The 23688-nt window shown below is 35.5% G+C and carries 22 protein-coding genes; 6 read left to right on the forward strand and 16 right to left on the reverse strand.

Annotation, left to right across the window (positions count from 1 at the left end; translation table 11 throughout):
- Window positions 1-4: 4 nt before the first annotated feature.
- The 5 genes from J2X17_RS04120 to J2X17_RS04140 form a co-directional block, all read right to left on the reverse strand.
- On the reverse strand, window positions 5-505 hold the full coding sequence (locus J2X17_RS04120) for an SRPBCC family protein (RefSeq protein WP_310294950.1): 501 nt from the start codon (window positions 503-505) through the stop codon (window positions 5-7).
- Window positions 502-822 (reverse strand): ArsR/SmtB family transcription factor, encoded by a 321-nt coding sequence (locus J2X17_RS04125; RefSeq protein ID WP_310294952.1) that lies wholly within the window; start codon window positions 820-822, stop codon window positions 502-504. Before J2X17_RS04125 ends, J2X17_RS04120 begins: the two co-directional genes overlap by 4 nt.
- A gap of 644 nt (window positions 823-1466) precedes the next feature.
- Window positions 1467-1811 carry a cupin domain-containing protein gene (locus J2X17_RS04130; RefSeq protein ID WP_310294954.1) on the reverse strand — a complete coding sequence of 115 codons (345 nt, stop codon included), beginning with the start codon at window positions 1809-1811 and terminating at the stop codon, window positions 1467-1469.
- 12 nt (window positions 1812-1823) lie between these two features.
- Window positions 1824-2255, reverse strand: a complete 432-nt coding sequence (locus tag J2X17_RS04135) for a DoxX family membrane protein (protein ID WP_310294956.1) — start codon at window positions 2253-2255, stop codon at window positions 1824-1826.
- An 86-nt stretch (window positions 2256-2341) separates the two neighbouring features.
- The gene (locus J2X17_RS04140) at window positions 2342-3136 is read right to left on the reverse strand and encodes an AraC family transcriptional regulator (protein WP_310294958.1); all 795 of its coding nucleotides are present in this window, start codon (window positions 3134-3136) and stop codon (window positions 2342-2344) included.
- A 185-nt stretch (window positions 3137-3321) separates the two neighbouring features.
- On the opposite strand from J2X17_RS04140, the gene J2X17_RS04145 reads away from it, so the two are divergent.
- A complete protein-coding gene (locus tag J2X17_RS04145; protein WP_310294960.1) occupies window positions 3322-3531 on the forward strand; it encodes a hypothetical protein in 210 nt (69 codons plus the stop codon).
- Between the two features lie 415 nt (window positions 3532-3946).
- Window positions 3947-4495, forward strand: a complete 549-nt coding sequence (locus tag J2X17_RS04150; RefSeq protein ID WP_310294961.1) for a type 1 glutamine amidotransferase domain-containing protein — start codon at window positions 3947-3949, stop codon at window positions 4493-4495.
- A gap of 375 nt (window positions 4496-4870) precedes the next feature.
- On the opposite strand, the gene J2X17_RS04155 is transcribed toward J2X17_RS04150, so the two are convergent.
- The 3 genes from J2X17_RS04155 to J2X17_RS04165 all read right to left on the reverse strand — a co-directional run bounded on the left by J2X17_RS04155 (window position 4871) and on the right by J2X17_RS04165 (window position 6784).
- Window positions 4871-5134, reverse strand: a complete 264-nt coding sequence (locus J2X17_RS04155) for a hypothetical protein (RefSeq protein WP_310294963.1) — start codon at window positions 5132-5134, stop codon at window positions 4871-4873.
- 328 nt (window positions 5135-5462) lie between these two features.
- Window positions 5463-5873, reverse strand: coding sequence for a hypothetical protein (locus J2X17_RS04160; RefSeq protein ID WP_310294965.1), 411 nt, complete (start codon window positions 5871-5873; stop codon window positions 5463-5465).
- A gap of 107 nt (window positions 5874-5980) precedes the next feature.
- Window positions 5981-6784 (reverse strand): hypothetical protein, encoded by an 804-nt coding sequence (locus J2X17_RS04165; protein WP_074661870.1) that lies wholly within the window; start codon window positions 6782-6784, stop codon window positions 5981-5983.
- Window positions 6785-7736: 952 nt separating this feature from the next.
- On the opposite strand from J2X17_RS04165, the gene J2X17_RS04170 reads away from it, so the two are divergent.
- Entirely contained in the window at window positions 7737-8651 is a 915-nt protein-coding gene (locus J2X17_RS04170; protein ID WP_310294967.1) for a hypothetical protein, read from the forward strand.
- A gap of 596 nt (window positions 8652-9247) precedes the next feature.
- On the opposite strand, the gene J2X17_RS04175 is transcribed toward J2X17_RS04170, so the two are convergent.
- From J2X17_RS04175 to J2X17_RS04185, 3 genes are all read right to left on the reverse strand, one after another.
- Complete coding sequence (locus tag J2X17_RS04175) at window positions 9248-10336, reverse strand: efflux RND transporter periplasmic adaptor subunit (RefSeq protein WP_310294969.1); 1089 nt, start codon at window positions 10334-10336, stop codon at window positions 9248-9250.
- A gap of 113 nt (window positions 10337-10449) precedes the next feature.
- On the reverse strand, window positions 10450-13731 hold the full coding sequence (locus J2X17_RS04180) for an efflux RND transporter permease subunit (RefSeq protein WP_310294970.1): 3282 nt from the start codon (window positions 13729-13731) through the stop codon (window positions 10450-10452).
- A 12-nt stretch (window positions 13732-13743) separates the two neighbouring features.
- Window positions 13744-15129, reverse strand: a complete 1386-nt coding sequence (locus J2X17_RS04185; protein ID WP_310294972.1) for a TolC family protein — start codon at window positions 15127-15129, stop codon at window positions 13744-13746.
- Window positions 15130-15293: 164 nt separating this feature from the next.
- Between J2X17_RS04185 and J2X17_RS04190 the strand changes: the two genes are divergently transcribed.
- The 3 genes from J2X17_RS04190 to J2X17_RS04200 all read left to right on the forward strand — a co-directional run bounded on the left by J2X17_RS04190 (window position 15294) and on the right by J2X17_RS04200 (window position 17875).
- A complete protein-coding gene (locus J2X17_RS04190) occupies window positions 15294-16328 on the forward strand; it encodes a sensor histidine kinase (protein WP_310294974.1) in 1035 nt (344 codons plus the stop codon).
- Window positions 16328-17026 (forward strand): LytR/AlgR family response regulator transcription factor, encoded by a 699-nt coding sequence (locus tag J2X17_RS04195; RefSeq protein WP_310294976.1) that lies wholly within the window; start codon window positions 16328-16330, stop codon window positions 17024-17026. The genes J2X17_RS04190 and J2X17_RS04195 overlap by 1 nt, the downstream gene beginning before the upstream one ends.
- 375 nt (window positions 17027-17401) lie before the next feature.
- Window positions 17402-17875, forward strand: a complete 474-nt coding sequence (locus J2X17_RS04200; RefSeq protein ID WP_310294977.1) for a hypothetical protein — start codon at window positions 17402-17404, stop codon at window positions 17873-17875.
- A 234-nt stretch (window positions 17876-18109) separates the two neighbouring features.
- Here the strand turns inward: J2X17_RS04200 and J2X17_RS04205 are convergent, their stop codons facing one another.
- The 5 genes from J2X17_RS04205 to J2X17_RS04225 form a co-directional block, all read right to left on the reverse strand.
- On the reverse strand, window positions 18110-18874 hold the full coding sequence (locus J2X17_RS04205) for an SDR family NAD(P)-dependent oxidoreductase (protein ID WP_310294979.1): 765 nt from the start codon (window positions 18872-18874) through the stop codon (window positions 18110-18112).
- A 538-nt stretch (window positions 18875-19412) separates the two neighbouring features.
- On the reverse strand, window positions 19413-20141 hold the full coding sequence (locus tag J2X17_RS04210; protein ID WP_310294981.1) for an SDR family oxidoreductase: 729 nt from the start codon (window positions 20139-20141) through the stop codon (window positions 19413-19415).
- Window positions 20142-20446: 305 nt separating this feature from the next.
- Complete coding sequence (locus J2X17_RS04215; RefSeq protein WP_310294983.1) at window positions 20447-21370, reverse strand: helix-turn-helix domain-containing protein; 924 nt, start codon at window positions 21368-21370, stop codon at window positions 20447-20449.
- 238 nt (window positions 21371-21608) lie between these two features.
- Window positions 21609-22172 carry a 2'-5' RNA ligase family protein gene (locus J2X17_RS04220; protein WP_310294985.1) on the reverse strand — a complete coding sequence of 188 codons (564 nt, stop codon included), beginning with the start codon at window positions 22170-22172 and terminating at the stop codon, window positions 21609-21611.
- Between the two features lie 23 nt (window positions 22173-22195).
- The gene (locus tag J2X17_RS04225) at window positions 22196-23566 is read right to left on the reverse strand and encodes an alginate export family protein (protein WP_310294987.1); all 1371 of its coding nucleotides are present in this window, start codon (window positions 23564-23566) and stop codon (window positions 22196-22198) included.
- Window positions 23567-23688: the final 122 nt, after the last annotated feature.

Below are 23688 nucleotides of genomic sequence, written 5' to 3' on the forward strand. Positions count from 1 at the left end.
ATTTCTATTTTTTAGCTAAAGTTTCCAGTAATTGATCCAAGTTATCAATAGACATTTTAAAGCCTTCTGAAAAGCCCATTTCAATCATTCTCTCCAAACGCTCCAGAGATTCATTAAAAATGGTAATATGAACTTTTGTAATGCCGTTTTCTTCGCTAAAAGTATAATCCCAATCAGAACCGGGTACTTCGCGATTTTCATTTTCGTCTGCAAACGTATTGTACAATTTAAAATTGGTTTTTGGCGAAATCGAAGTATATTCCTGAAGCGACCAGCGTTCTACTCCCTCCGGACTTACCATCGCGTAAAATCTTTTTCCGCCAACTTCAAAATTCATATATTTTGTCTTAGATGACCATGGTTTTGGCGCCACCCATTGGTCTAAAAGTTCCGCTTTCGTAAAGGCATCCCAAACCAAACGCAGTTCTGCATTGAATTCTCTGGTTATATATACCGTTTTGGATGGTTTGTCTACTGTAAAATCAAATAATAAATCGTTTTTCATTTTTTCATTTTTTTCATTGTTAATAATACTTCGTCGAGTTGGTTAAATGTGGTTTCCCAAATTTCTCTAAATTGTTTCAACCATTTATCAATCTCCTTCATTTTTTCAATTTTGAGTGAATAATAAATTTCCCTGCCGTGCTGTTCCTGTTTTACGATTTCGCATTCTGTGAGTATGCGCAGGTGTTTCGAAACAGACTGGCGTGTAGTGTCAAAGTTCTCTGCAATGGCGTTTGGTGTCATTGCCTGCGTTGCAATCAGGGCAATAATACCCCGTCTGGTCGGATCGGCTATTGCCTGAAAAATATCCCGTCTCATAATATTCAATTTTATTTACGAAGCCAATCGGTTGCAAATATACGTGCAACTATTCGGTTTCGCAAATTTTTTTGATGTTTTTTTCACCATGTAAGTGATATAAGGTCATTTAAGCATTGGTGCGGAGGCTGGAACCTTAGGTCATATAAGTTTTTTTTGAGAGTGAGGAAGGATTATTTCACAGAGTTGCGCGGAGGTTGCACAGAGATTCGCTAAGGTTTATATGGTTAAGGATTGTGAAATTAATCGCGCAAAGTCGCAGAGTTGCAAAGTTTTTTCCACCATATAAGTCATGTAAGATAATTTAAGTATTGGTGCGGAGTTGGGATCTTAGGGCATATAAGTTTTTTTGAGAGTGTAGTAAGGATTATTTCACAGAGTTGCGCGGAGGTTCGCTGAGTTTTTGATTTATGGCTTGTGAATTAATCTCAAAGTCGAAGAGTCGCAAAGTTTTTTCCACCATATAAGTGATGTAAGATAATTTAAGTATTGGTGCGGAGTTGGGATCTTAGGACATATAAGTTTTGAGTTTCTAAAGTAATTTCTATGCGATAGCAAAGAGAACAACAACACTTATATTTCTAAAATTTTAAACTCAACCCAAACCTTAAATTTTCTTATATGACTTATATGGTGGGAAAATTTCACTTCAATATAACCACCTCCGCCGGGACTTTAAACAACAATACGCATCCATTTTTCGAAAAGACCGAGTGCGTACTTCCGGGTGGCATGTACATATAATCACCTTTTTTAAGTTCGTCTTTTCCGGAGCGCACTTCGCCTTCGACAACATAAATTTCTTCTCCGGCAGGATGAATGTGATTTGGGTACGAAGCACCGGCCTCAAACTTTAGTAAAAAGGCATTGTGTCTTTTTGTCGCTTCATCAAAAGATAATGCTTTTGAAAAAATACCAGCCGTATTTACACCTTCTTCTATAAGAGGTTTCCAATTTATTTCACTACTTCTTGTGATTTGTTTTTCCATTGTCATTCAGTTTTAATTGTTTCTATTTTTCATATTAATTTCATCTAAACTCCATTTGTAGTTTTCCATAGTCGCCAAAAGAAAAGCGCCCATAGCAAATACAAATACCGAATAATCAAGCGGATCTTTTACACCAAAAGAATACGTCATAGCAAGCGCAAACAGCAAAGTCAAAATTGCGGCGCCAATCGAAGCGAATCGGGTTTGATAACCAACTAGTAGGAGCAAAGCCAAAAGCGATTCGGCAATAGTGTTGGTGATGGCGATTGTTGGAATACAATTTTTTGGGGCAAAAGAATTTACTTTTCCGGCGTAAGCCAGAAAACTTTCCCAGCCCGAAGAATAACTTCCCCAAAATCCCAACCGACTCGAAACGGCGGAAATAAATCCTCCTGCTAATGCAATCCGCAAAAGAAAAGCCGCATAATCCTGATATCTTTTCATAGACTAATTTGTTAGTAATTATTGAGATACAAAGATGTTGCAAGTACGCTTGCTAAAGAATAGAGAATTCCGGAAAAAGCATGTAATTACGAATTAACCGCTTTCTCTTTAAATGATTTTGGAGAAACCTCCGTATGTTTTTTGAAGAAATTAGAAAAATAAAAAGGATCATTGAAACCCAAAGCATAAGAGGCTTCTTTCACCGAAAGTTTTTCATAAGTAAAAAGCCTTTTAGCCTCAGAAATAACCAATCCGAAGATGACATTTTGAGCGGTTTTGTTGGTATGGAGTTTCGAAAGTTCGTTTAGTTTGGATTCCGTAGTACCAATTAGATTTGCGATTTCGTTTACCGATAAATTCTTTTCGAAATTCTGTAAAGTAGTTTCCAGAAAATGCAGAAAAAGCGCATCGGGTTTGTAGATTTCGTCGCCACGATTAATTTTGGTACGGTTGATTTCAATCAAAATTAACTCGATTCGGCTGTGAATGGAGATTAAATATTGATACGGCGTTTCGGTTACTTCTTTGCTGATTTCCTCCAATTGGCGAACAATAATTTCAGGATGATCCACCGTAATCATTTCGTTCATTGCAAAATGGCAAAACAAACCGTTGTGGAAAATCAATTCCATGTCATTATCATCTTTACAAAAGAAAGCATAGGTAAATTCCAAAACGAATCCGGTGGCATTTTGGATGTTTTTGAAATAATGAATTTGTCCGGAAGTAATGGTAATAACAGCGTTTTTGGTCAATACAAATTCATTTTCATCGACAGAAATAGTCGTTGTACCCGAAGTACAAAAAACTAAAACGTATTTCAAAACACGTCTCGGATTTTCTAATTCTGTCGCCTGATCAAATGTTTTTATTGAAACCATATTGAGAATAATTGTATATCAAAAATAAGAATTATTTCACAGAGTTACGCTGAGGTGGCACAGAGAGTCGCTAAGTTTTTATGCTCATTTTTATCATAGAAATCGGAATGACATACTTTGTGGTTATATATTATATTACATATTTTGGTGTATTTTTCCTATATTTATAAAAAAAACAAAACCCTATGATCAAAATAAATTATAAAATTCAATTTGCTCTATTTGTTCTCTGCTTATTCTTTATTGGCCTTGGTATATTCGAAACATCAAATGAAGGACTAAAAACGGGAACAGCTCTTTTCTGGCAAATTTCTCATTTTGTACCATTTGTAATGGGAGCGATTATTTTTGGGAATAATTTGTATTCCAAACGAGTTGGAAATTTCAAAAACTAAAAGGAACTTTATAATTTTAAGGAGCTATTTACTTCGTCAGTCGCTATCGCTCTTGTCCTTCTGTCCACCATATCTTTTGTGCCTCCCGAAACCTGGAGACCAACATGGTATTCCCTATTATTACAACTTTTCGATTGGCGATTTTAATTGAATTTGTTGAAGCGTTTATGTAAAGAATATTAATTAAAGTATTCAAATATAATATGTACAATGATTTCTTGGTTTTCATCCTATAAAATAGTTGACCAAAATGACATCAATCTTATATAATTTCAATTTAATTTTTAATAATAACCTGAATTACAATTAATTAACTTTTATTAAAGAAAGGTTTAACAGGATCTGTTTTCACTGGCTGACTGAAATAAGTAATTTTAGCTAAATCAAATTAATAACGTTTAAAATACTTAAAATTATGAAAAAGAATATAGCCATATTAGCAACAAACGGTTTTGAAGAATCAGAATTAGCATCGCCTAAAGCCTATCTCGAAGAGCAAGGCTGGAATGCAGATATTATAAGTCTCAAATCAGGAACTATTAAATCCTGGAAAGACGGAAATTGGAGCAAGGAATATAATGTTGATGCAGTATTAGGTCAGGCAAATGAAGCAGATTACGATGCTTTGGTTCTTCCGGGAGGCGTTTTAAACCCTGATTCATTGAGAAGAGAAGAGGCTGCAGTAAATTTTGTACGTTCCTTTTTTGAAAGTAAAAAACCAGTAGCGGCTATTTGTCATGGTCCTCAAATTCTGGTAGATGCTGATGTTTTAGAAGGTCGAAAAGTAACTTCGTTCTTCTCTGTTAAAAACGATTTAATAAACGCCGGAGCACAATGGGAAGACTCAGAAGTAGTCGTAGACAATGGATTGGTGACCAGCCGAAACCCGAATGATTTGCCCGCTTTTAATAAAAAAATGGTGGAAGAAATTAAAGAAGGAAAACACGAGCGTCAGACAGTTTAAGGAGATGCTTATGTTATAAAAAATGCAAGATCAATTTTTTGGTCTTGCATTTTTTTTAGTTTTTCAGTTTAATTGCTGATAATTACATAGCAGAATTATTCCTTTTTTGCTAGCGTGCACGAGCGGGACGCTCGCGCTAGCGTGGAGAATGATTTGATTTATTTTCTTCATGTTTTAAATTAGATTGTTGTATCTCTGTTTGCACTAGTAAACTTTACTAATTTTCTAACAATAAAAAGCCCAATAAAATTCCTTTTGGCTCCTTCTCGTCAAAATATTTAATTGTTAAATTTGTTTCGGTTTTTGAAAACAATTTTTGAATGTCACTTTTTGGTATTTTTAATTCTTCGTTATTTTCAAAGTTATATTCTGATACTAAATTTTTTCCATTAAAGAATTGTATTTTTTGTTTTCCAAAGGATTGAGTATCGCGAAAAAAGATAACTCTGAAATCTTTAAAATCATCGACTTCTTTATAACGCCGGTAGGTTTGTAACAATCGAATTGATTACTACGAAACAATAATTCAGAACCTTTATAAATCTGCCAGTTCGTAATGGTATCCGTTTTGGTTTCTGCAAAACAAGTTTTAGAAGAAGCTAAAAAACAGAATAGTATTAAAATTTTTATGCATTTCATTTTTGCAGGATTTTTATTTAAAGCCAGCTAGTGTTTCACTCTCTGATACAATCAAAGAAAACACTTTTTCAGTAAACTTTGATTAGATTTTTTGTAATTTCAATTTTAATTAGGAGCTGATCCCGCTATACGCTACAATCTTTTGTGCCGAACCCCGGCACAAAAGGATTTCCACTTCTATCGGGGCTAGGCCAGTCATTTTCATAAGAATATTTTCCGTTAATTTGTCATTTCGAGGAACGAGAAATCCTCGCAAGTAGCTCGACAAAGATTGGCGATTTTGATTGTGGGTTTTTCGAAGATTTCAGGTGCAGTACTAAAAAAAATATCAATTAAAATATTCTTTTAATACTTCATCCTCCTCTACAATATGATCTGTAATATGAAATACTTCCTGAATCCAAGGATGTTCTAATGCCTCTTTTCTATCTAAAATATTTCCAAGTAAATCTTGTTTCCAGGGTGAATCTTCCTTATCCATTAAACCAACCTGATAATTATCTTCATTAGTCCAAATTCTAAATGGAAATGCAAATCTATTTTTTGGTTCATCAGTGTCCCAATCGCCAATACTAATTATTCCTAGTGCATGTTTGTCGTCATGCCCTTTTGTAAATTTTAAATAGTAAATAGCAAATGCGTCTTCGTCTTTATAAACAAATCTAGTGAGTTTTACAATTTCATTGTTGCAACAAGTACAGATTTCTTTATTGGGTTCTTCGAATTCGATTCTTATCATTTGGTTTTGTTTGCAGTATTTAAAACAAATATATAATTTAAATTCGTTGCGTTCACGAGCGGAACGCTCGCGCTAGCGGGGGGTGTAACTTATGTGCAAAAAAAAAATTATCCAAGTTCTACATTTACATTCTCAGTCGGAATTGGGTGACCTATGAATTTCAATAATTTTTTTACTGCGTAATCTACTGTTGCTTCATCGTCATTCGAAAACATTATATTCAGCAATGCACAGTATTCCTTATCGTTTGCAAAAATTGTAATTTCCTCAATGCTATCTTTACTTGTGTCAAGTTCTCTTAAACTAATATGAAAAAAATTCTTTTCAGTGTTGTAGGTGAAATGTATATGCTTAAATACTTTCCAATTATTTTCTTCTTTACACTGATTAAAGTCAGTAATGTAAAACATAGTATTAGGAAGTCTGATTTTTCCTTCTATTGAACGTATAAATAAATCTGCTACATCTAATGCTTCTTTAACTTCAGTCTCTTTTGGCATTTGATAGTAATGTTCTAGCTTATTTCTAATAGTCCTTGCTTTGGAAACTAGTAAACTGGGAGCAAGATTTAAACTATGTATCAACTTAAGTTTAAATGCAATATCATTTGCATCGAAATCAAATAACTTGGCAAAATTTTCTAAATCTTTATTCTCATCTTTTATTTTGATACCTACAATTTCCAACAAGTCGTCAACTTGACAATCTATAGCCCTTTTAGAATTTGTCAAACTGTTAATATAACCTCTATCTTTACTATCTGAAAGGTCTTGTCTAGCGAATCTTAAGAAATCTTTGGGATTAATATCAAATGACGAAGCTTTCATTCCTTCACCACCTTCTATCACTATTAACAAATCTGTTAAATTAAGTTTAGAAGCCTTAATAATATTTAAAAGTTTATCTTTCATTTTAATAATTTATTAAGCTAATGTAGGTTATTTTCTAAATTATAAAAAAAACCAAAACGTTTTTTGGTTGCTTGGCGGGTGTTATGTATCTCTCGATACCAAAACCCAAAAACACCTAAATTTGACCAAAACAAAATAAGCTCCTGCTGGCGCGAGCGTCCCGCTCGTGAACGTAATCTAAATCAATAATTATAATGCCTGCTTAATATAAATCTTCCATCAAAAATATAAATTTACCAAGCTAAACAATCACGTAATTATACCTGATTCTTCTTTCTGAAAACAAGATCCCTAGCCCCGTTGGCCCCGAAGTGTCGGGAGTAAAATCCTTTTTTGGTGGAAGGAAAAGCGGGACACGAGCGATAGCGACTGACGAAGTAAATAGCTTCTTATTAAATTTCTAAAATAAAAATTCCAAATTCCAATCTTTTTGCATCTTTGTTATATTCGGGTTTTGGTTTCATAAGCCTTCGACTTCGCTCAGGGTGACAATTGGGTTTACTTAGAAATAATTTGCCAATCTTTGTCGAGCTACTTGTGGGGATTCTTCGTTCCTCAGAATGACAAACGAGACGGATAAAACTTTGCGAATTCGCTCCCGATAACTATCGGGATTGCGTGATTATTTCTCCAGCTTTAAACTAAAGAACTTAGCCAATCTTTGTCGAGCTTCAAGTGTGATTCCTCGTGCCTCGGAATGACAAACTAGGCGGATAAAACTTTGCGACTTTGCGTCTTTGCGTGATTATTAATCAGCTTTAAACAAAAACTTAACAAATCTTTGTCGAGTTTCTAGTGTGATTCTTCGTTCCTCAGAATGAACTGTGCGTGTAAATCAAGATTATGGAATTTTAGGCAGTTCTTCGGGAGAAACAAAAGATATTGTACTTATGTTTTATATTTGCGGTTACATCATGCTAATGAATCAGAATAAATAAGCAATTACAATAAAATGAGCAACTCACAATTTACAAGATATGAAGACAACAATAATGTATGGTTGTCCCAAAATAGCAAACAGGAATTTGATTTTACTGATTATGGCGTAACGCCTACTGTTCTTGACAGTGAAGCTGAAGTTGGTCAGGCCATGCTAAACGAACTTTATAGTACTGCGGAATCGAAAGAAGGTGATATTAATATTGCGCTTCTTGGTGGGAGAGGAGCTCAGGAGTTACACCGTTTGTTGGGAGCTTTAGCTAAGTCAACGAAACAGGATGAGTTATTGGCAAGGCTGAATGTATTTACTCAGGATGCACTTGCTCCTTTGAGCATGAATAATGGTTTAAGTTTTGTCAGGGATTTTGAGCGTATTTTAGGTGAGGCGTTTTTCAAAAAGATAAAAAGCTTTACACCAATGCGAACAGATACAAAAGATTTAGAGTCTGCGCTTGTGGAGTATTTGACTAAATTGGAAGCATTAGGTGGTTTGGATATCTTTTTTATTGGTCACGGTCCGGAAGAAAATCAAGCTTCACATTTGGCGTATATTAAGCCTTTCTCCGGAGCGAAAGCTCATCATATTGCAGGGATAATTCCAATATCGAGTAGTATTTTGGAGCACCACATTAGCAAGTTTAAAGCGGGTGGAAGCCTTATAAACGAAAACGACGAAAAGGAATGTCGATCTGCTGAATATATTCTCACTTTAGGGCCGGCTGCGATATTACAAGCCAAAAAAATCGTTCAATCTGTAGTAGATGCCGATTCTGCTCCTGCTAAAATTCAGACTTATGCAAACGTGCTTCAAACAAAACTAAGTTCAGATAAAGAGGAAGCGTTACAGCAGTTGAATAAAAATCCGGGGTTGTGGATTAGGTTACATTCTAATACTAAATCTTTTGTGTTGCCTAGTTTGGGGTTGTAATTGAATTCAAAGTCTAAAGTCTAAAGTCTAAAGTCAAAAGTCAAAAGTCCAATCTTTGTAGAGCTACTTGCGGGGATTTCTCGTTCCTCGAAATGACAAACCTTGCGTGTAGATCATGCTTTCGGAATTTTTTAATCCTTACTGTGCATAGTAATTTGCTAATCTTTGGCGAGCTACTTGCGAGATTCCTCGTCCCTCGGAATGACAAAGAATGCGTGCTTTGCGACTTTGCGTCTTTGCGTGATTATTTCTTCGGAATTAAATAAAAAACTTAGCCAAACTTTGTAGAGCTACTTGCGAGGATTTCTCCTTCGTCGAAATGACAAACTGTACGTGTAGATTCAGAATACTAGGTATCGAAAGACAAAAAAAAAATCTTAGCGAACCTCCGTGCTATCTTAGCGAATCTCTGTGAAACTTCCAAAACCTTCCAAAACCTCCCAAACTTACGAAAAAAAAAAAAGGGCGGTAACGATAGCACCGCCCTTTTAGACAAATTTAAATTCACATTTTAAAAACAAATCAAATTTTAAAATGCTCGCATTATAGAATACGTACAGTTTTTGGTAAGCACTAAACGGAAGACAAAACGCAGGTTATTCGTTTATGATATCGCCTTCCTTAGTTTCTTCGCTGGCAATTTTTACCAGTTTGTCTTTGCGATTTAAGTCGCCAAATATTTCGATTTTATCGTCGATTTCTCTTCCTCTCTTTACATTGACTCTTGTGGCTTTGTGATCGATTACTTTAATTACAAAAGTACCTTCAGCAGAACTCACCAAAGCCGTTTTCGGAATTACGAAGGTGCTGTCTTTCGCGTTAAGCGGTAATAGCACTTCGGCTACCATTCCTGGTAATAAATCTTTTTTAGTGTTTTGAACATCCATTTCTACACGCTCTGAACGCAGTTTTAAATCTAAAGCACCAGACATTCTTGTGATTTTTGCTGTAAAAGGTTCAGGTAATGATTTTACGTTAAAAGTCATTTCGTCGCCGGTGTGTAAATATCCCGTGTACAATTCCGGAACAGAAACCGCCAAACGTAATTTATCCTGCTGCTGAATTGTCAATAAAGGCAAATCGGAGCCTTTTCCGGCCGGACCAACAAATGTTCCTAAATTCACGTTTCTTGCTGCTACAACACCATCAAAAGGAGCGCGGATTTCAAGGTAATCTCTCATAATCGAAACTTCTTTGTGTCCTGCAACTGCAGCCTGATATTGCGCGTAATCAGAATTTTTCTTTCCGCTTGCCATTTCTAAATCATTTTTAGAAATCGTTCCTTCGACTTTGCTGGTTTCGTACAAACGGTTGTAGGTACTTTTGCTGGTCGCATAAATGGCTTCCATCGATTTCAGTCTTGATTCGGCTGCAGCCAGTTGTGAACTGATTTCAGGCGCTTCTAAAACAATCAAAAGCTGTCCTTTTTTCACCTCTGTACCAATATCAACTTTAAGGACTTTTACAAAGCTGCTGACTTTGGCATATAAATCTACTTGTTGAAAACCAGTTAATTCGGCTGGCAAACGCAATTCGGTGGTTAGTTTTTCTTTTTCTAACAGAAACGTTTCTGTTTTAGGTTCTAATTCTGCAACAGGCGCTTCTTCTTTCTTAGAATTACAGCTGTTCAGGAAAAATAGTGCTGCAAAAAACAGCGCGCTCGATTGTAATATTTTAGTCTTCATTTTTTGATTTTATATGATAGAATATAATGTAATGTCTTGTTCAGTAAATAAACGAAAAGGTTAGAAGTGTTTCAAAATATTTCCACCACCTGTGACTTTCAGCTTTATGACTTTCAAACTTTCGGCTTATTTAATGATGAGATATAATGGATGCTTTCTTCGTCTTCAGGATCTAAAGAAACCGATTGTGTCGTTGTTTTTTCTTGTGCCCACGCAAAGATAAGCGGCAGGATTAGCAATACGGCAAAAGTCGAGAATAATAATCCGCCAATAACCGCTCTTCCTAATGGAGAAACCTGATCGCCACCTTCGCCGTGACCAATTGCCATTGGTAACATTCCGGCAATCATCGCCACCGAAGTCATGATAATCGGACGAAGACGCAGCGCCGCAGCTTCACGCGCCGACTCTAAGGCGTTTCCGTTTATTTTTCGCAATTGTTCGGCATTGGTAACCAGTAAAACGGCATTCGCGATCGAAACCCCAACCGACATGATGATTCCCATATACGATTGTAAATTTAGGGTTGAACCTGTAATTGTCAGCATTAATAACGATCCTAAAACCACCGCCGGAACGGTTGTTAAAATGACCAGCGAAACCTTGAACGATTGAAAATTAGCGGCTAACATTAAGAAGATTACAAAAATGGCAACCAATAATCCTACTTGTAAACTACTTAATGTTTCTTCCAATACTTTACTTAAACCAATTGGAGTAATGAACAAACCACGTGGCAATTCTCCTAATGAGTTTATTGTTGCAGCAACATCTTTAGTGGCCGTCCCCAAATCGGTCTGGTAGATGTTTGCTGTAACGGTAATGTATGGCATAGCCCCTAAATTGTCATTTTCACCGCTTACAAAGCCCGGTGTAATTTTGGCAACATCACTTAAAACAGGACGAAGCGAGTTTTTTAATACCGGAATTTCTCCAATATCAGTTTTGCTTTTCATTTGGTTTAACGGAACCTGAACCTGAACGTTATAGGACAATCCGGCTCTCTCGTCAATCCATGTATTTTTCTCGGTATATCTTGATGATGAGGTCGAAGCTACAAGCGATCTCGAAATATCATTCATATCAACACCTAATTCGGCAGCACGCGTTCTGTCAATATCAATATTCATTGCCGGATAGTGAATTGGCTGACCAATTTGTACGTCTCTGAAATACGCTATTTTTTGTAGTTTTTCTACAATTTTATTGGCGTACAACTCATTTCGTTTTTTGTCTTTTCCTGCAATACGAACTTCAATTGGAGTAGGAGAACCCTGGCTCAAAACTTTGTCTGTCAATTCGATTGGTTCAAACGACAGTTTTACATCTGGCAATACCTTTTTGATTCGGGCTCTGAAATCGTCTTTAAAGTCATCCATATCAACATGATATTCTTTCAAACTCACCTGGAACACCGCTTCGTGAGAACCAGCCATGAATAAATAAATCGGGTTAATCGAGAACAGCGACGGGTGTTGCCCCACATATACAGAGGATATTCCGATATGTTCTTTACCGACCATTTTCTGCAATTCTTTTAAAACAATAACTGCTTTTTCTTCGGTACGCTCTAAACGGGTTCCGTCTGGAGCGCGCATTCTCAGCTGAAACTGACTTGAATTTACTTTCGGAAAAACATCTTTTCCAATGAAAGTAATAAACGTAACGGCAAGCAGTATGGCGCAAACCAGATACACTAATGCGGCAGCTTTTTTATATGGAAACAATCGATCTAACGTTCTCATGAATCGGATTCGGAATCGCTCGAAAGCACCAATTTTTCCATTTCCGTCAGTATCGTGTCTTTCAACGTATCCTTTTTTCTGCGTGATTAATTGTTTCTCAGATTCAGGAGTTAACCCACATTTATTAAATTCTGCTTCATCGTCTGTAATTTCGGGACCATGTTCGTGTTTATCATGCCCTTTCATCAACCAGTTTGCCATTACAGGCACAAATGTCTGCGAAAGCAAAAATGAAATCACCATTGAGAATCCAATTGCCAATGCCAACGGCAAAAACAATGCTCCCGGAATTCCGACCATCGTAAATGCCGGAGCAAAAACCGCTAGTATACAAAGTAAGATCAATAATTTAGGCAACGCAATTTCCTGACAGGCATCCCAGATGGCGAGTGCCTTGGGTTTTCCCATGTCGAGATGCTGGTGAATATTTTCGATCGTTACGGTACTTTCATCCACCAAAATCCCAATTGCCAAAGCCAGTCCGCTTAAAGACATTAAGTTGATGGTTTGCCCGAATAATTTCAGGAATAAAACTCCGGAAATAATCGAAATTGGAATCGTTAAGATTACGATCAAAGCCGCACGTCTGTCTCCAAGGAAAAGTAAAACCATTAATCCGGTTAAAACCGCACCAATAATTCCCTCTGTAATTAAACTTTTAACCGAGTTGATTACATAAACCGACTGGTCAAATTCGTATGATAATTTTACGTCTTCCGGCAGTGTACTCTGAATTTTAGGCAATTCGGCTTTCAATTTCTGAACCACATCCCAGGTCGAAGCATCTCCCGCTTTTGCAATACTAATGTAAACCGAACGCTTTCCGTTTACCAAAGCATAACCTGCAGTAATATCGGCACCGTCTTTTACAGTGGCTACATCGCCTAATTTTAAGTTTTGAACGCTTCCTTTAAACAACGGAATGTTTTCAAAATCTTTAACTTCTTTAATGGTATTATTCGTTGGCGTAATATAATTGGTATTACCCATTCTAACGTTTCCGGAAGGAGCCGTCTGGTTGTTGATACGAATCGCCTCAACAATTTGATCTGGCGTCATATTGTGCGAACGCAACAAATCCGGATCTACGTTAACCTCAATTGTTCTTGGGCTTCCGCCAAAAGGTGCCGGCGATAATAATCCGGGAATCGAAGTAAACGAAGCACGAACATAAACGTTGGCTAAATCCTGCAATTCATTATTTGATCTGATTTTACTGCTCAAAACCAATTGCCCGATTGGCAAAGAGGAAGCGTCAAAACGAATGATAAACGGAGGCTGTGTTCCCGGAGGAAAGGCCGCCTGGATTCTATTAGAAAGTGAACTCAGCTCTGCAGCAGCCTGCGCCATATTCGTGTTTTCATAATAGGTTAATTTCATAATCATTAACCCCTGAATATTTTTGGTTTCAACCGATTTTACACCGTTTGCAAAGGGTAAAATGTTGACATAAGTTTTGGCAAAATAAGCCTCCATCTGGTCCGGTGTGTAACCTCCAAAAGGGTGCGCGATATAAATTACCGGCAAATTCATTTTTGGTAAAATATCTACCTTAATGTCCTTGATGGCACCAATTCCGAAGAAAAATAAACCAGCTACCAATACTAGTATGGAGATGGGTTTGCGGAGTGCAAAACGTATTAAATTCATTAGGATCTATAATTAAAATTCATTTATAAATAAGTCGAAATTGCCTGATGCGGCTACTTTTAGCAAATACGATTGCCATACATTGTTGTTGACGATATCACGGTCAATTTCGGCACGGTTTAACGTAAACATTGTTTGTGTCAAATCGGTTAAATCGGTTAAGCCGTTTTTGTATAAAGTCGATTTTTGCAGATACGCTTTTTGAGCTGCATTGACCTGAATTGGCGCTTCGGCAAAATTCTCCAGCGTGATTTTTATTTTATCTTCTGCAAAACTCATTTGCGATTTCAACTCTCTGTCCGCCTGATTGTATTCTTCTTTCAAAGCCTGAGAAACGAATTTTTGAGCGCTTACTTGGCGGCTCATTCTGAATGGAGTCGTCAAGTTCCAGCTAATTCCAACTCCAACTAAATAATTAGAACGATCCGGATTTACACCATCCCAATAATTTCTGTTGAAAGCGGTTTGATCCTGAACATAATTCGTATCGAAACCTGAAGCACGGGTTTGGACAACTCCAAACGCACTCATCGTTGGGTAATAAAAACGCTTGTATAATTTGGTTTGCTGATCGCTGTAATCAATTCTTGTTTTATAATATTGAAGTAACGGATGAAGACTATCAGTAGTTTTTTCGGCTGTTAAAATCGCTTTCGGAATTTGATTCACAAACAAAGTGTCTGTTTTGAAATCCTGTGGCGCAACACCCATTAAATCGACCAATTTATTGTTTTGTTCCTTAACGAAATTACGAGCCAGATTCAGTGCAATTTTAGCTTTTGAAACTTCGGCTGTAGCCAAGGTAGAATCGACTCCCGCCAACAATCCGTTTTTAACGCGCGCAACAGCTGTCTTTTTGAAAACTTCTGCGCGGCTTAAATTCTTTTGTTGCGAAATCAATAATCTTTGGCTTGCTAATAAATTTAAATAAGCAGCAGAAATTTTGATTTCCTGTTGAAACATTTCCTGTTGCAAATCGCGTTCTTTGGCCTGAACATCAACTTTTGCCAAATTGATTTTTTCTTTGGCTTTTCCGAAAGTGAAAAAGTCCCAGTTCATATTGACTAAATAAAGGGCTCCAAAAGCGGAATTCCAATTTTGATTTGGTAAAGCAGGGCCTGAAGAAGCGGCGGCCAAACCATTTAGTCCGTAAAGAGCACCATTTTGCCCGTTGATGGTTCCGTAATCTTGTTGGGCCGACAAGTTTAGATTCGGTAAGTAATCGCGTTTGGATTGTTTCAATGTTTCTCGCGAAGCATTGGTATAGTTGCTTTTTGCTCTGATCGAACCGTAGTTTTCAAGACCTGTTTTTATCGCTTCTTTTAAAGACAAGGTTTGTGAATAACTACCGCAAGCAAAAATCAAGAAAACTATTAAAGTAATTTTTCTGAAATACATAGAAATTAGTGGTATGAAATTATCTCCCAAAATTATTTCTCTTATGCGGAAATATGCCTTCTTAAATGATGTAATGCGCTTAAAAATGACCAATTGAATTTGTCATTTATTGGGAATAATAATTAAATATTTGTGCTTAATTTGTAAACTATTTGAATATTAAAATGAATAAAAAGTTTGATAACATATTGGATAATAAATGGTGGCAGGAAATTGCCGTTGTCGCATTTTCCTTTACTATATATACCCTGAAAAATGATTGGATGCTTTTCAGTTCTCTTGCTTCCATCTTAATGGGCGTTTTTTTCTATTTCATTTTATACATGCACGCCCAGTTCAACCGTTTTTTTTTACTTCCGATATTATTTAAGACGCAACGTCCTTTAACCTATATTTTTCTAACGCTTTTTGGAGTTTTTGTCTTTTCGGTAATTCTATATGAAATTACGATGCTCGATATGTTCAGCAAATATCAAATGTATCAAAACTCGCATCAGAGAAGTTATGTGTACCAATTAGCGAGTGTTTTAGGAACTTTGGTTTGTATTTTGAGTCCGATTATTGTGTTTAAATTCTACAGAATCAACAAAAAACAAACCGATGAAACGCTGTTGTTCAACCAAATGCAATTGAATTCTTTGAAAGGACAACTGAATCCGCATTTTTTATTCAATACCTTTAACACGCTTTACGGAATCAGTTTAGAATTTCCGGACAGAACTCCGGATTTGATTATGAAAGTGTCGCAGCTTATGCGTTATCAGTTAGAAAGTAATAACAAACAGTGTGTATCTTTAGAAGATGAACTGGAATTTATAAACAGCTACGTCCAGCTTGAAAAAGAAAGAGTTGGATACCGCTGCGATATTACATACGATTGTAAAATCGATAATGAAAATGCTTATAAAGTGTCTCCGATGCTGTTGATTGCCTTTATAGAAAATGCTTTTAAACATGGAACCTGCGCTATCGAAAAATGTTTTGTGAGAATCATTGTTACTGTCGAAAACGGATTATTGCATTTGCATGTAGTAAATTCGATTCCGAAGAAAACAGATGTGGTTTCGACCAAAATTGGATTAAAAAATACTATTGAACGTTTGAATTTAATTTATGGAAAAGACTATAAATTAGACATTCAGGATGATAAAAATACGTACATCGTAGATTTGAAATTGCAACTCAAAAAGTTTTTGTAATGAAAGAACCAAAAAAATGTATAATTGTGGATGATGAGCCGGCAGCGCATTATGTGCTGGCGAATTACATCAAACAAAATCCACAGTTAGAATTGGTTTTTCAGGGCTATAATGGCATTGAAGCGATGGATTATTTACGCGAAAATCACGTCGATTTAATGTTTTTGGATATCAATATGCCGGAGATTTCAGGTATGGAATTGTTGAAGATTATCCCAACGCATCCTAAGACCATTTTAACGACAGCTTATTCTGAATTTGCTTTGGAAAGTTACGATTACGGTGTCATTGATTATCTGCTGAAACCCATTTATTTTCCGAGATTTCTAAAAGCAGTAGACCGTTTTTTTTCAACAGAAAATGCAAAAGCCAAGGAAGAAGAAGTTGCCGTAAATTCTATCAGCGTAAAAGTGGATGGTTATTTTATGAATATTGAATTGGACCAACTTTTATTTGCACAGAGTTTTGGAAATTATGTGAAACTGCACACGATCAAAAGAACGTATCTGGCCTCAATTACCACAATCGAATTAGAAAAATGCCTTCCGGAAAAAAGCTTTATGCGTATTCATAAATCGTATATCGTGGCTTTGGATAAAATTGATGTTACCGAAAAAGATTTTGTAATTATTAAAAACGAAAAACTTCCAATTGGGATTACTTATAAAAGAGAATTGTCTGACCGACTTAAAAAGTAATGAAAAATGTGAAATGTGAATTGTGAGATGTAAAAGGTAAAATGTGAAATGTGAGTAGTAAAAGTTTATTGTAAATTTTAAAATTGCTATGTTTTACATCTCACATTTCACAACTCATAATTCACAATTCACAATTCAAAAAAAGATTGCTTACTAATTCAGTTATTTAAGAAAGAGCCTGCAAAAGATTAATTTCTTTGCAGGCTTTTTTGATTTATGTGATGAACATTTTTTAATGTTTATTCCAAGGTGTCTTTCCACTTTTAAAAAATAAAGTCTTGTCTGCAAAATATCTTTAAAATCCACTTTTTCTTGGGTAAAAGTAGTAATTTTAATACGCTAATTTTGGATGCAATTTATTTAAAAAATCAAATTATGAAAAATATTTTTATAGTGGTTTTCTCTTTCTGCAGCAGTTTTTTGATCGCACAGGAAGGCGTGAATATGAAAGAAAAAATAACCCCACCGGAGAAAGTTTTGTTCACTTTTCAGAAAGAATATCCGAATAAAATACCCGTTTGGTCAATGGAATATGTTGGAGATGATAATGATGAAGTTCGATATGAAGCGAAATTCAAAACGGATACAAATGCAGAAGCTCTTGCGGTTTATGATAATTTAGGAACTTTAAAAGCATACGAATTACAGATTTCGTTGAGTCAGCTGCCGACAAAAGCACAGGCTTATTTGAGAAAAAATTATGCGGCAAGTGCCATTCGCGAAATTGCAGTGGTAGTAGATTATAAAAATAAAACCACTTATGAAGTAGGAGTAGAAAAAAGCTCAAAATTTTATGATGTTGTTTTCGATCAAAACGGAGGTTTTGACGTCAGTATCGAAAAGAATTAAAACTCAATATTGCTACTAACGAAATATATTTGAAACAAAAACCTGATAGTCCCGATCCCGAAGCTTCGGGACGGGATAATGTCTATCAGGTTTTACTTAGCGTAACAAAACCTGTCGGGTTTGTTTTATGTAGAGAAATAAAAGTTTAGATATTGAAAAGTACCATTTCACTTTTTACAACTCACAACTCACAATTAACAATTCACAATTAACAATTCACCATTCACAATTAATTTAAAGATTCATTCCCCCAGAAACTTCAATGCGCTGTGCATTTACCCAGCGCGCCTCTTCCGTGCATAAAAATGCAACAACGCCGCCAATATCGTCCGGTAAACCAACTCTTCCTAAAGCAGTTATAGAAGCAAGATTTTTGTTCAATTGCTCATTATCACGCACAACGCCACCACCAAAATCAGTTTCGATTGCACCTGGAGCAACAACATTAGCTCTGATTTTTCTCTCGCCTAATTCTTTTGCCTGATATTTGGTTAACGTTTCGATAGCGCCTTTCATTGAAGCGTAAGCCGCATAACCTGGGAAAGAGAATCTCGCTAATCCTGTAGAAATATTTACTATTCCGCCTCCGTCATTCATTACGTTTAATGCTTTTTGAGTCAGAAAAAATGGTCCTTTAAACTGAATATTAGTCAATTGATCAAATTCGGCTTCAGTTGTGCCAATGAATGAATTATGAATTCCGATTCCGGCGTTGTTAATTAAAAAGTCGAATTTATCGGTTTTAAAAGTGTTTTTCAGCACTTTAGAAACACTTTCAAAAAATGAATCAAAAGTTGAAGAATCAGCAACATTTAATTGAAGTGCAACTGCTTTTTGACCTAAATTTTCTATTTCTGTTACTACTGAATCAGCTTCTTCTTTTTTGCTGTTATAAGTAATGATTACATCAATTCCTTTTTTTGCAATTGCGATTGCCATGTTTTTCCCTAAACCTCTGCTGCCGCCTGTTACTAAGGCGATTTTTGTATTTACTGACATATAATTTTAGATTTTAGATTTTAGATTGTTGATTTTGAATTTAGAATATAGATTGATTATTTAAATATTGCCACAGATTAAAGGATTAAATTGATTAAAAAATCTGCTAAATCTGCTAAATCTGCGTGAGAAAATTTAAACACATAGAAACATAGTTTTTCTTTGGCTGTAAAAGGGTATTGAAAGAAACTAGTTTCTCACACATAGCTGTATGTGTTTTTTAGGTAAATGAAATGCCTTTTTTAAACGTTCTAATTATCTATGTTTCTATGTGTTAAAAATATGGCCACAGATTAAAGGATTAAATTGATTTGGAAATCTGCCAAATCTGCTAAATCTGCGAGAGAAATTTTAAACACATAGAAACATAGTTTTTCTTTGGCTGTAAAAGGGTATTGAAAGAAACTAGTTTCTCACACATATCTACTATGTGTTTTTTAGATAAATGAAATGCCTTTTTTAATCGTTCCAATTATCTATGTTTCTATGTGTTTAAAAATATAGGCACCACAGATTTTTAATTTTTAATTCTCAATTTTTAATTAATCCCGTGTAACGCCTCAAATGAAGCTTTTAATTCAGGAACACTTGCATGTATTCTTGTTTCACTGGTTCCAAAAGTAAGTTCGTTTTTACCCTCTTTTAATTGTTCAAAAATAGATTCGATAAAATCACTTACACTCGGATGCGCATCATGAAGTCCAACCCCTCCAAGATCGGTATTCAACGCTGGCGGAATAATTTCAATTACTTCAATATTTTTTGCTTTTAGAATATGACGAAGTGAAAGCGTAAACGAACGGAAAAAAGCTTTTGTAGCCGAATAAACCGGAACTTTTGCAAAAGGCGAAAAGGCCAATCCCGAAGTTACATTCATTACCGTAGTCATTGATTCTAATTGAATAAATAAGGAAGTTAAATGCAGAGGCGCTTCAATATTGGTACTAAGCTCTGTTTTCATGCTTTCGTAGAAATCGGCATCGGTAACGGAAACCCATTTTTGAATTCCGGCATTGTTGATTAAAACATTTAAATCAGCATGATTTTCGGCTATCCATTCGTAAAGTGCGATGCGTTCTTTTTCATTTGATAAGTCACAAACCTTTGTAATTACAGTTGGAAATTTTGCTTTCACTTCATTTAAAACAGATTCTCTTCTGCCACAAATAATTACAGTGTTATTTTCCTGAATAAATCTTTCGGTCAGGCCGAGTCCAATCCCGCTTGCACCGCCTGTTATTAAAATTTTGTTGTTTGCTAAATTCATCTTTTTGATCTTTTAAATTGACAAGACAAAGGTAGGAGTAAAGCGGAGCTGGGGAATTGTAAATTTCAAATGGAAGTTTGCGAAATTCAAATCGGAGGAAATAAAATTCAATAGTGAAATTCCAAATTCCAAATCTTATTTTATATCTTATAAAAGGATCGAATAAGTTTGCAGACGTATAATTGAACGCTGATGACGCGGATTCGCCTTGCGAAGACACGGATTATCACGAATTTTTTAATTAATCTATATCTAAAGCTCTAATTTCAAACCTGAAACCTGAAACCTGAAACTTGAAACAAAAATCAACTTCTAAAAGCTAAAGGCGTAAACGAAGTCTGTTTTTTAAAGAAATTGGAGAAATGTGCTAATTCTTCAAAACCTAAAGAAAAAGCAATCTCAGAAATGTTCCAATCTGTTTGTTTTAGAAGGATTTTTGCTTCGTTTGTCAATCGGCTGGTGATTAATTCTGTGGTGGTTTTTCCGGTATTTTCTTTTAAAACTTTATTCAGATGATTGACATGAACGGACAGTCTTTCGGCAAAATCTTTGGCTGTTCTCAATTCTAATCGCTGGTGCGGAGATTCTATTGGGAATTGCCTTTCTAATAATTCAGCAAATAAAGAAGAAACTCTTGCAGCCGAATTATGTTTGGAATAAAGTGCCGTGATGGGTTGCAATTTTTGTCCGAAGTGAATTAATTCTGCAACATAATTTCGGATCAAATCATATTTGTAAATATAATCGGAGTTGATTTCTTTTTGTATTTTATTGAAAATCAGCTCAACTTCAGCAACTTCTTCATCGTTAAGCTGAAAAATAGGATAACCATCAGTGGCAAAAATAGGAAGATCGTCTAAATCAATTCCGCTTTTGTTTTTGGATAAAAACTCAGTGGTAAACACACAAAACTGTCCTGATTGATTGGTATCTTGTGGTAAATAATTATAAGGAATTTTTGGTGTAGCAAATAAAAGACCCTGTTTTTCGATGTCGATTATTTTATCGGCATATTCGGCTCTGTTTTTTCCCCGAATCAAACTGATTTTGTAATAGGCCCTTCTGTCATAAGGCATACCAGGTTTGTCTTTCAGTCTTTCATAAAGTTCTTTTATATCGAATACATTAAAATGACCAATTTCTTTTTTGATGTCGTTAGGCAATAATGAACTCGGTTCAACAGGGGAACCTTCGGTAATATCCTGGTAAAATGAATCTAGGGATTTCATAGAGGTGAATTGTAAAATTCAAATATACGAAAAATTGATTTTAGTTTCAGGTTTCAAGTTTTTCTTGTTTCAGTTTGCTCGACATTGTCGTGATTTAACCGCAAGGTGCGCAAGGGGTTTACGCAAAGGGCGCTAGTGATTTCCGCAAAGACGCAAAGCCGCAAAGGAATTTGCGTCTTTGCGAGATTAAACAAGACATCTTTGCGAACCTTGCATAAAATCTTTGCGAACCTTGCGGTTAAAATAAACTCCCCTGAATTAATTCTGGCTGAGGATTACTGCCAAATGGAAAAGTTTCTAAGATAAAATATTGCTTTTTGATCGGGTCAAATTCTCTTAGAATAATAGCATTGCATAAAAAATCAAGATTTATTGTAGTAAATAAATCACGAGCAATTTGGATGTTTTCGGGTGTTAGATTTCGTCCTATTGAAATATGCGGATCGTCACTTCTATCTTTACTGGAAATTTGAAGTGCTTCCTGAATTTTTTTCATCATAGGCTTTAAGTGTGCTTTAGAATCTTCGTTAGGAGATATAAAAAAAGCCCGACTTTCCTCATAAGCGTCAAAGTGATCTAAATAAACCTGAACAGGAGTTAAAGAGTCTGCGATTTTAAAAAGTTTTTGCCTATACTTATCAAGCTGATTTTCATCTGCTTTAAAACCGCCAATTGTAATATGCGCTACGGAATTACAACTGCTATACCATTCAATTTTATTGAACAATTGTAATTTTAGTTTTTTTATAAACTCAATTCCATCTTCTGAAGGATGAAACACAACAGAATATTTCTTTTCCATTTTTCATTCGCTTTTATGCAAATTTAAAACTTAAATTGAGCTGTTAACGCTGTATAAAAATAATCTTTTCCGGTGCCAACTTCTTTTAAAAATGCTCCCGCATCAAACCAGCCGGCTTCTAGAGTAAAGGCCAGAAAATCATTCGCAGTGTAATCTAAATTAGAAATCAATTGAGAGCCTATAAAACGTTCGGTTGTGTCTTTCCCGGAATATAATAATTGCATATTTGGGGCATAAATACCATCGTTAATTGACGCTCTCCAAAAAATATCATAATCAAATGCGAGGCTGAATTTTTTACTTAATTCTAAACTTATCGATGGGTGAATATCAATTAAATTGGAAGGACCAATTAAAGCTACTAATCCAAAATAAGCGCCTCTTGGATATAACGGATTAAAGGTTTCTAAATGATTGTCATCTGAATGTTTATCTCCCGAAATAATCTCTGTTTTAAGTCCGATTTCGGGGCTGAATTTTACTTCTGAGAAAGTATAACAGGCAAAAGAGGAAAGTGTCCAGGCAGCGATTGATTTTTGATTTATAGTTCCGAATTGATAAAGGCTTTCAAAATCATATTTCCAATTTCCTTTATTTTTCCAGATTCGGGTTCCTATAGATTGACGATTTTCTTCTCCGACAGCATTATCAAAAACGGCTCTTTTTTTCCATAAGCCTAAATAATAAAAATCGATATTTTGAATAAATGGTACTTTATGAATAACAGTGTAACTCCCCCAGAATTTGGCATTTTCATTGAAACTATCGTTAAAAGTTCCTGGTTTATTGGCGATCGGATGAGTGTAAAATGCATCTGTCTGCCAATTGTTGTTTTTGTAAAAAAGTTTGACTGCGTCAAAGGCAAGTCGGCTGTTAGGTCCTTCACGGACAGCCACTAAACGCTGTATACCATAAGCCATTTCTTGTCTTCCGGTGCGCAATGTAAGTTGTTGGTTTTTATTCCGGATAAAATCAATATCCAGAAAAACCTGATGGAAATCCAGTTCATTTTCATCGACCGGACTCGGGTCATTTTTGCTGTTGGCCAAACTGCTTTGCAATTCAATAAAAGTTCTGAAAGCACCTAAATGAATATCTGTATGTAATAAAAAACGAGAAAGTAAATAACCGTCTCCTTCGTCAGATTCGTCGCCCCATTTATCATTTACAGTGTAGGTATACTGCTCTTTTATTTCGCCACCAATATTGGCGTAATATTTTTCATTTTTTCCTAACGGAATATATTTAATTTTCTCGTACCAATTTTTGGCAGAATCCGCTCTTAAATAGGTCACATCATCGTCATACCGTAACTTTTGGAATACAGGATTCTGTTGCGCATTTGCAGAATAAAGGAATCCTAAAAGCAACAATAATCGAATTAGCGTTTTCATGTTTTTTTTAGTTTAAAATTTCATTGGTTTTAAGTTTTCATGATTTTTCCATCGGCGAAAGCCAGAACCTCTGCAATTGTATTTTTATTTCCAGAGATCGAATTACTACATCATCAAATGTA

Source organism: Flavobacterium aquidurense, from assembly GCF_031458035.1.
Lineage (GTDB): Bacteria > Bacteroidota > Bacteroidia > Flavobacteriales > Flavobacteriaceae > Flavobacterium > Flavobacterium aquidurense_C.